The sequence below is a fragment of the Oceanicola granulosus HTCC2516 genome (genome assembly GCF_000153305.1).
Classification (GTDB): Bacteria; Pseudomonadota; Alphaproteobacteria; order Rhodobacterales; family Rhodobacteraceae; genus Oceanicola; species Oceanicola granulosus.
In genome coordinates this window covers 2,537,714-2,544,968 of the sequence record NZ_CH724107.1, presented here as the reverse complement: position 1 = coordinate 2,544,968, position 7,255 = coordinate 2,537,714, and the positions used below count along the sequence as shown (strand labels likewise).

At 72.1% G+C, this 7,255-nt stretch carries 9 protein-coding genes; 3 read left to right on the top strand and 6 right to left on the bottom strand.

What is annotated here, in order from left to right; translation table 11 throughout:
• Positions 1-23: 23 nt before the first annotated feature.
• Genes OG2516_RS12205 through sfsA form a run of 3 tightly spaced genes read right to left on the bottom strand, consistent with a single transcriptional unit; the run spans position 24 to position 2,545 of the window.
• Entirely contained in the window at positions 24-968 is a 945-nt protein-coding gene (locus OG2516_RS12205; RefSeq protein WP_007255989.1) for a serine hydrolase domain-containing protein, read from the bottom strand.
• Entirely contained in the window at positions 959-1,768 is an 810-nt protein-coding gene (gene map, locus OG2516_RS12200; protein ID WP_040615192.1) for a type I methionyl aminopeptidase, read from the bottom strand. The genes OG2516_RS12205 and map overlap by 10 nt, the downstream gene beginning before the upstream one ends.
• Before the next feature lie 30 nt (positions 1,769-1,798).
• Positions 1,799-2,545 (bottom strand): DNA/RNA nuclease SfsA, encoded by a 747-nt coding sequence (sfsA, locus tag OG2516_RS12195; protein ID WP_007255987.1) that lies wholly within the window; start codon positions 2,543-2,545, stop codon positions 1,799-1,801.
• Between the two features lie 38 nt (positions 2,546-2,583).
• Between sfsA and OG2516_RS12190 the strand changes: the two genes are divergently transcribed.
• The 3 genes from OG2516_RS12190 to OG2516_RS12180 all read left to right on the top strand — a co-directional run bounded on the left by OG2516_RS12190 (position 2,584) and on the right by OG2516_RS12180 (position 5,000).
• On the top strand, positions 2,584-3,306 hold the full coding sequence (locus OG2516_RS12190; protein WP_007255986.1) for a competence/damage-inducible protein A: 723 nt from the start codon (positions 2,584-2,586) through the stop codon (positions 3,304-3,306).
• The gene (locus OG2516_RS12185) at positions 3,303-4,025 is read left to right on the top strand and encodes a GNAT family N-acetyltransferase (RefSeq protein WP_007255985.1); all 723 of its coding nucleotides are present in this window, start codon (positions 3,303-3,305) and stop codon (positions 4,023-4,025) included. Before OG2516_RS12190 ends, OG2516_RS12185 begins: the two co-directional genes overlap by 4 nt.
• A 78-nt stretch (positions 4,026-4,103) precedes the next feature.
• Entirely contained in the window at positions 4,104-5,000 is an 897-nt protein-coding gene (locus OG2516_RS12180; protein ID WP_007255984.1) for an OmpA family protein, read from the top strand.
• A 64-nt stretch (positions 5,001-5,064) separates the two neighbouring features.
• Here OG2516_RS12180 and OG2516_RS12175 read toward each other — a convergent pair whose 3' ends face one another.
• The 3 genes from OG2516_RS12175 to OG2516_RS12165 all read right to left on the bottom strand — a co-directional run bounded on the left by OG2516_RS12175 (position 5,065) and on the right by OG2516_RS12165 (position 7,245).
• Positions 5,065-5,970 carry a LysR family transcriptional regulator gene (locus OG2516_RS12175; protein WP_040615189.1) on the bottom strand — a complete coding sequence of 302 codons (906 nt, stop codon included), beginning with the start codon at positions 5,968-5,970 and terminating at the stop codon, positions 5,065-5,067.
• A 122-nt stretch (positions 5,971-6,092) separates the two neighbouring features.
• On the bottom strand, positions 6,093-6,464 hold the full coding sequence (locus OG2516_RS12170; protein ID WP_040615187.1) for a hypothetical protein: 372 nt from the start codon (positions 6,462-6,464) through the stop codon (positions 6,093-6,095).
• Between the two features lie 10 nt (positions 6,465-6,474).
• Positions 6,475-7,245: a DUF6478 family protein gene (locus tag OG2516_RS12165; protein ID WP_007255981.1), complete on the bottom strand. Its 771-nt coding sequence runs from the start codon at positions 7,243-7,245 to the stop codon at positions 6,475-6,477.
• Positions 7,246-7,255 lie beyond the last annotated feature (10 nt).

The following is a 7,255-nucleotide window of genomic DNA, read 5'->3' as shown; positions in this document are numbered from 1 at the left end:
GCTTCAGCCCGGCCCACCTGCCCTCACGATCGCCCGACCGCCGAGGTCAGCGCCGCGTCCAGCGCCAGCGTCTGGTCGTTCGACAGGCAGCGGTCGTAGGTGACGGTCACGCCCCAGCCGTTCGGGTACTGGAAGAAATACGCCCCCGCGCTGCGCCCGAACAGGAAGCACCACGAGCCGAAGTGCCACCAGGCCGCGTTGCCGCCGCCGCGCTTGAAGATCACGCCCGGCCCGTAGCTGACGCCCGAGCCCATGTCGGCGCGCGGCCAGTCGCGGCGCGGCCGTAGCGTCGCGGCGAACAGCGCGAAATCGGCCGCCGTCATCTCGTAGCCGCCCCACGGCACGCCGCCGCCGAACTCGTCCGACACCGTGGCCCGCAGCCCCAGCGGCGCGAGCACGAGGCGCGGACAGAGGCCCGCCGCGCTTTCGCCGCTCACCGCTTGGATGATCGCGCCGAGGACGGCGTAGTTCTCGTTGTTGTAAAAGAAGCCCTTGCGCGCCGGCGTCTGCAGCAGCGCGTTCGCGGCCACGCGCAGGGTCTGGTCGCCGCCGCGGGCGCGCCACGGCGCGGGGCGGCCCTGCGTCGAGTCGAGGGTGAAGCCCGACGTGTGGGTCAGCAGCTCGCGCACCGTCACCGCCGCCGCGCCGTCGGTCATCGGCAACCCCGCGCCGCCCAGCGCCTGCCCGATCGTGGTGTCGAGCGACAGCCGGCCGGCCTCCTCGAGCGCAAGCACGCAGGCGCCGGTGATGCTCTTGGACAGGCTCGCCAGCGGCGCCGGCGCGTCGGCGCTGCGCCGGCCGATGGCACGGGTGCCGACGAGGTCGCCGTCGCGGGTGATCGCGATGGTGGAGTTGCGCACCCGGGCGTCGCGCGCCCAGTCCTGCCACGCGGCCTCTATCCGCGCGACGTCGGCGGCGGCGCTGCCCGCGAGGAGCAGCAGCGCCAGCAGGGAGCGGATCAGGACCATGTGGGGTGGAATAATCCGCCGGGCGACCCGGTAAAGATCTCGGCGCCGTCGGCGGTGATGCCGATCGAGTGCTCGAACTGCGCCGAGAGCGACTTGTCGCGGGTCACCGCCGTCCAGTCGTCGGCGAGCACCTTGGTCTCGGCGCGGCCGAGATTCACCATCGGCTCGATGGTGAAGAACATTCCCTCCTCGAGCCGCGGCCCCGTCCCGGCGCGGCCGTAGTGGAGCACGTTGGGCGGCGCGTGGAACACCTGGCCGAGCCCGTGGCCGCAGAAATCGCGCACCACCGACATCCGGTTCGCCTCGGCGTAGGTCTGGATCGCGTGGCCGATGTCGCCGAACGTGTTGCCCGGCCGCGCGGCCTCGATGCCCTTCATCAGCGACTCGTGGGTGACGTCGATGAGCCGCGCCGCCTTGCGGCTGAGCTTGCCGGCGACGTACATCCGCGAGCTGTCGCCGTACCAGCCGTCGACGATGACGGTGATGTCGATGTTGAGGATGTCGCCGTCCTTGAGGACCTTCGGCCCCGGGATGCCGTGGCAGACGACGTGGTTCACGCTGATGCAGCTGGCGTGCTGGTAGCCCTTGTAGCCGATCGTCGCCGAAGTCGCGCCGGCGGCGTCGATCCACTCGGTGATGAGCCGGTCGAGCTCGCCTGTCGACTGGCCGGGCCGGACGTGCGGGGCGATCCGGTCGAGCAGCTCGGCGGCAAGCTTGCCGGCGGCGCGCATGCCTGCGAAGTCCGCATCGTCATAGATGCGAATCCCGTCCTTCGTCAGTCTTCCACGGGTGTTGTCCAAGAGTATCAATCCGTCGGTGTCAGGGGGAATCTAGGAGCTTTCGTCGACAATTGCCAACCCCGGTGCCTGCGGCGCGGGATCGACGGGCAGACGCCGGCCGAGCGCGACGCCGCCGGCATCGATCCGGGTGCCGTAGCACAGCATCTCGACCCCGGCCGAACGCGCCGCATCGAAGGCGCGGGCGTAGGTGCGATCGATGTCGCCGGCGAGGCGGAACCGGGCGCAGTCGCTGCGCTGGACGAGGTAGAGCATCACCGCCTGATCGCCCTGCCGCGCCCGCTCCGCGAGCTCGACGAGGTGCTTGGCGCCGCGCGCGGTCACCGAATCGGGGAACTCCGCGCAGTCGCCCTCGCGGCGCAGGTGGACGTTCTTGACCTCGACCCACGTCGCGCCCTCGGGCCCCTCGAGCAGGAAGTCGATGCGGCTGTTGGTGCCGTAGCGCACCTCGGGGCGGACCCGCTCGTAGGGCAGCAGCTCGGGGATCGCCCGCGCCGCCAGCGCCTCGGCGACGACGCGGTTGGGCACGGCGGTGTCGATCCCCGCCCAGTGGCCGCCGGGCAGCTCGGCGAGCCGCCAGCCCCAGTCGAGCTTCTTCTTCGGGTCGTCGTTGCGCTCGAGCCAGACCGGCAGGCCCGGCGTCTTCAGCCCGGTCATCGCGCCGGGGTTGGGGCAGTGGACCTTCACCACCTCGCCGCTCTCCTCGAGCCGCACGTCGGCGAGGAACCGCATGTAGCGCCGGATCAGGCGGCCGCGGACCAGGGGAGTGGCAAAGCGCATGGCGCGACCCTATACCCTTGGAGAAACAGGAGGGCCAGATGCCGAACCCCAGCGCCGCCATGCTCGTCATCGGCGACGAGATCCTCTCGGGCCGCACCCGCGATTCCAACACCCATCACCTCGCCTGCGAACTGACCAAGGTCGGGATCGACCTGCGCGAGGCGCGCGTGGTGGCCGATGACCCCGACGCCATCGTCGCGGCGGTGAACGCGCTGCGCGAGCGCTACGACGAGGTGTTCACCAGCGGCGGCATCGGCCCGACCCACGACGACATCACCGCCGAGTGCATCGCCCGCGCCTTCGGGGTGGGTATCGACGTGCGCGACGATGCCCGCCAGCTGCTCGCCGAGCACTATGCCCGCACCGGCGCCGAGCTGACCGAGGCGCGGCTGCGGATGGCGCGCATCCCCGAGGGGGCGCGGCTGATCGACAACCCGATCAGCGTCGCGCCGGGCTTCACGCTGGGCAACGTGCACGTCATGGCCGGGGTGCCGTCGATCTTCGAGGCGATGGTCGCCTCGGTGCTGACCAAGCTCGCCCACGGCACGCCGCTGCTGTCGCAGAGCCTGCGCATCGAGCGCGGCGAGGGCGACATCGCCGCGCCGCTGCGCGCGCTGGCCGAGGAATTCCCCGACCTCAGCTTCGGCTCCTACCCGTTCCAGCGCGACGGCGCGTTCGGCAGCAACGTCGTCGTGCGCGGCACCGACGCGGCCCGGCTCGACGCGGCGATGGTGCGGCTCAACGCGCTGTTCCCCGCGTGATCGACGCCGCCACCCTCACCGGCCTGCTCGACGCCACCTGGCCCGCCGTCTCGCGCCGCGAGATCGACGGCTGGACGATCCGCGAGGGCGGTGGCGGCGGCAGCCGGGTCAGCGCGGCGACGCTGGCCGTGCCCGGATCCGACGCCGACATCGCGAAGGCCGAGGCCGCGATGCGCGACCTCGGGCAGCCGCCGCTGTTCATGGTGCGCGAGGGCGAGGACGCGCTCGACGCGACGCTCGCGGCGGCGGGCTACCGGGTCAAGGATCCGACCGTCGGCTACGCCGCGCCAACGGCGAGCGTGATCCGCCCGATCCCCCGCCTCGCCGTCGCGCCCTCCTGGCCGCCGCTGGCGATCCAGCGCGAGATCTGGGCCGCCGGCGGCATCGGTCCGTCGCGGCTCGCGATCATGGAGCGCGCGGCCAGCCCCAAGACCACGCTGCTCGGCCGCCACGACGACACGCCCGCCGGCACCGTCTTCGTCGCGCGCCACGGCGAGGTGGCGATGCTGCACGCGCTGGAGGTGGCGCTGCCGCACCGGCGCTGCGGGCTCGGCTATGCGCTCGTCTCCGGCGTCGGCCGCTGGGCCGACGCCCACGATGCCACTCGGCTCGCCGTGCTCGCGACGCGCGCCAACCGGGCGGCGACCGCGCTCTACGCCTCTATGGGATTCGCGCGCGCCACGGCCTACCATTACCGCATCCACCCCGACGCGCCCTGACGCGCGCCCTGACCCGGAGCCGATGACGCGCCTTTCGTCCCCCGCCCCGCCCGTACCGGGCCTCCGGCGCCCGTCGCGATGATCCGGGGCCCGCTCCTCGCGCTCCTGCTCGCGCCCGCCGCCGCGGCGGCCCTGACGCTCGACGTTCCCGGCGAGACCACCCGCACCCTCAGCCGCCCGCTCGACACCTCCCCCATCGCCACCGGCCCGTTCGACGGCGCTTCGGTGCCGCTGCGCCGCCCGGAGGGGGCCGTCACGCTGCGGGCGTGGCGGGTGGAGGCGGCGGGGCTGACGACGCTCCAGCTCCTCGCGCCGCTACGCGACCAGCTCGAGGCGGCAGGCTACGAGGTGCTGTTCACCTGCGCGGCGCGCGAGTGCGGCGGCTTCGATTTCCGCTTCGCGCTCGAGGTGCTGCCCGCGCCCGACATGCATGTCGGCCTCGGCGACTACCGCTACCTGTCGGCGCAGAAGGGGGCGGAGCACCTCGCGCTGCTCGTCAGCACCACGAGCCGCGCCGGGTTCGTGCAGCTCACCCGGATCGCGCCCGAAGGCGCCGCCGCCGTCAGCATCGACGCCGCCGAAGCGCCCGCCGTCACTGGCGGGCTCGGCGCCGAGCTGGAGGCGCGCGGACACGTCGTCCTCGGCGATCTCGACTTCGAAACCGGCTCCGCCCGGCTCGGCCCCGGCAGCTTCGCCTCGCTCGACGCCCTCGCCCGCTACCTCGCGGCCGCGCCCGCCCGCCGCGTCGTGCTCGTCGGCCACACCGACAGCCAGGGCAGCCTCGCGGGCAACATCTCCCTCTCCCGCCGCCGCGCCGACCAGGTGCGCACCCGCCTGATCGCGGAGCACGGCACCGACCCGGCGCAACTGACGGCCGACGGCGTCGGCTACCTCGCCCCGGTCGCGTCCAACCTCACCCCCGAGGGCCGCGAGGCCAACCGGCGGGTGGAGGCGGTCCTCGTCTCGACCGAGTGAGCGCAACGAAAAAGGCGCGGCCCCGCGAGGCCGCGCTCAGTTGGCAAACACACGTTCAGACGGGCTACCAGTCGTCCGGGCCCCTCTCGGCGAACGTGTGCACGAGGAAATCGATGAAGGCGCGGACCTTCGGCTGGGTGAAGCGGCCCGGCGGGTAGACGGCGTAGATGCCCTGCGTCTCGACCGGCAGATCCGGTATCGCCACCTCGACGAGCCCCTTGGCGAGCGCGTCGGCATAGAGGAACGAGGGCAGGTAGGCGATGCCCAGCCCGCTGATGCAGGCGTTGAGCAGCGACTGCCCGTCGTTGACCGTCAGCCATCCGGCGGTGCGCACCTGGCGCTTCTCGCCGGAGGGGGCGGTGAGCTTCCAGACGGAGCCGTTGGACTGGTTGGAATAGTGCAGCAGCTTGTGCTCGTTGAGATCGTCGATGCGCTCGGGGCGGCCGTACTCCTCGAAGTAGGAGGGCGCCGCGATCATCCGCTTGGTGGTGTCGGTGAGCTTGCGGGCGCGCAGGGTCGAATCCTCGAGCTCGCCGATCCGAACGGCCATGTCGAAGCCCTCGGAGATCAGCTCGACGTAGCGGTTGTTGAGGACCATGTTGACGGTGATCTCGGGGAATTCCTGCAGGAAGTCCCCCAGCACCGGCGACAGGTGATTGACACCGAAATCCGTCGCCACCGAGATCCGCAGCAGCCCAGAGGGCGCGGATTGCATCGAGGTGACGAGCGCGTCGGCCTCGCCGGCATCGTTGAGCACGCGGCGGGCGCGGTCGTAGTAGGCGAGCCCGATCTCGGTCGGCGAGACGCGGCGGGTGGTGCGGTTGAGGAGCCGGGCGCCGAGGCGGGCCTCGAGCGAGGAGACGTGCTTGGAGACCGCCGACTTGGAGATGCCCATCTTCTTGGCTGCGTCCGTGAAGCCGCCCTGGTCGACGACCGTCGCGAAAGCTTCCATTTCCGTAAGGCGATCCATCTGCGGCCCTTTGTGCTTGTGCCATCGAACAGGGCTGTTTCTGGCGCACGATTGGGGCGGCAATTGGGGCAAAGCCGGACAATACGGGGGAGTCGGCCCGCATCGTCACCACGGGGGAAACGTCAGCGGGTCTCCTGGCAGTGGCGGCGGAAGGCGCTCTTGAGCATGTCGAGCTCGGCGCGCAGCAGGTCGATCTCGGCGCGCAGGTCGTCGTCGAGGCTGTCCCCGGCGAGCAGCGCGAAGCTCGCCAGCCGCGCGCCCGTGGCCTTGTCACACAGCAGCACCGTCTGCACCCCGTCGGCGATGAGCGACGCCGGGACCGGCACCCGGACCAGGTGCCCCTGCCCCTCGCTCAGCGCGCGCACCTCGACGCCCCCGAGCACCTGCTCGCCGTGCCGCGCCTCGATCTCCGGCGGCGCGTCGTCGGCGCCCGTGAGCACGCCTTCCCATGTGCCGTCGGCGAGGCGGGTCTTGGTGAGGGTCATCCGGGGCATGGTCGGCCTCTCAAAGCTCGGCGCGCGGGTAGCGGCAGAAGGTCAGGTCGCGGATCGTGATCTGGTTCATCTCCGGGTTCTCGAAGATCAGGTCGATCCACAGCTTCTCGGCGCGCTTCTCGTTGAGCTTGGTGTAGGCGACGTCGAACTCGACCGTCACCTCCCTGGAGCCCGCGGGGATCTCGCGCAGGACCTGCTCGGTGTTGGGCCCGTGCCGGATGTTGAGCCGGGCGAAGATCTCGAGCGGGTACTCCGTCTCGACGATGGCATCGAGCCGCAACAGGTGGCGCTTCCTGAGGTTGGCGGCGGCGTCGGGCGGCAGGTCGAGCACCACCGACAGGAACGAGCCGTCGAAGCGGAACACGTCCAGCCGCAACCCGTAGGGCGCGAGATCGGCCTCGCGCTGGTTGCGCAGCTGGCGGACGGTGAGCTCGCTGATGGTGCAATCGTGGAAGACCGTCACCTCGTCGCCGACCGCCTCGCCGCTCGGCACCCCGGCGCGGCCGCGGACCGGCAGCGGCCCGCGCCAGAGCTGCGGGCGCCAAGACCAGTCGGTGCCGTGCGGGCGGGGAAAGGCGTCGCTCCCGATGCGCGGCATCGCGAGGCGCTCGCCGGCGACGTGGAGCAGCTCGTCGAGGTGCTGGCGCAGGGCGCGGGCGGCGTTGGAGCGGCGCCGCAGGACGGGGAGGCTCGTCTTCCAGGCCTGCCGGGCCGCGCGCCGCCAGCGGACCATCGTCGCCCGGTGCAGCGTCCGCTCGATCGGACCGTCCTTGCCCGCCATGCCTGCCCCG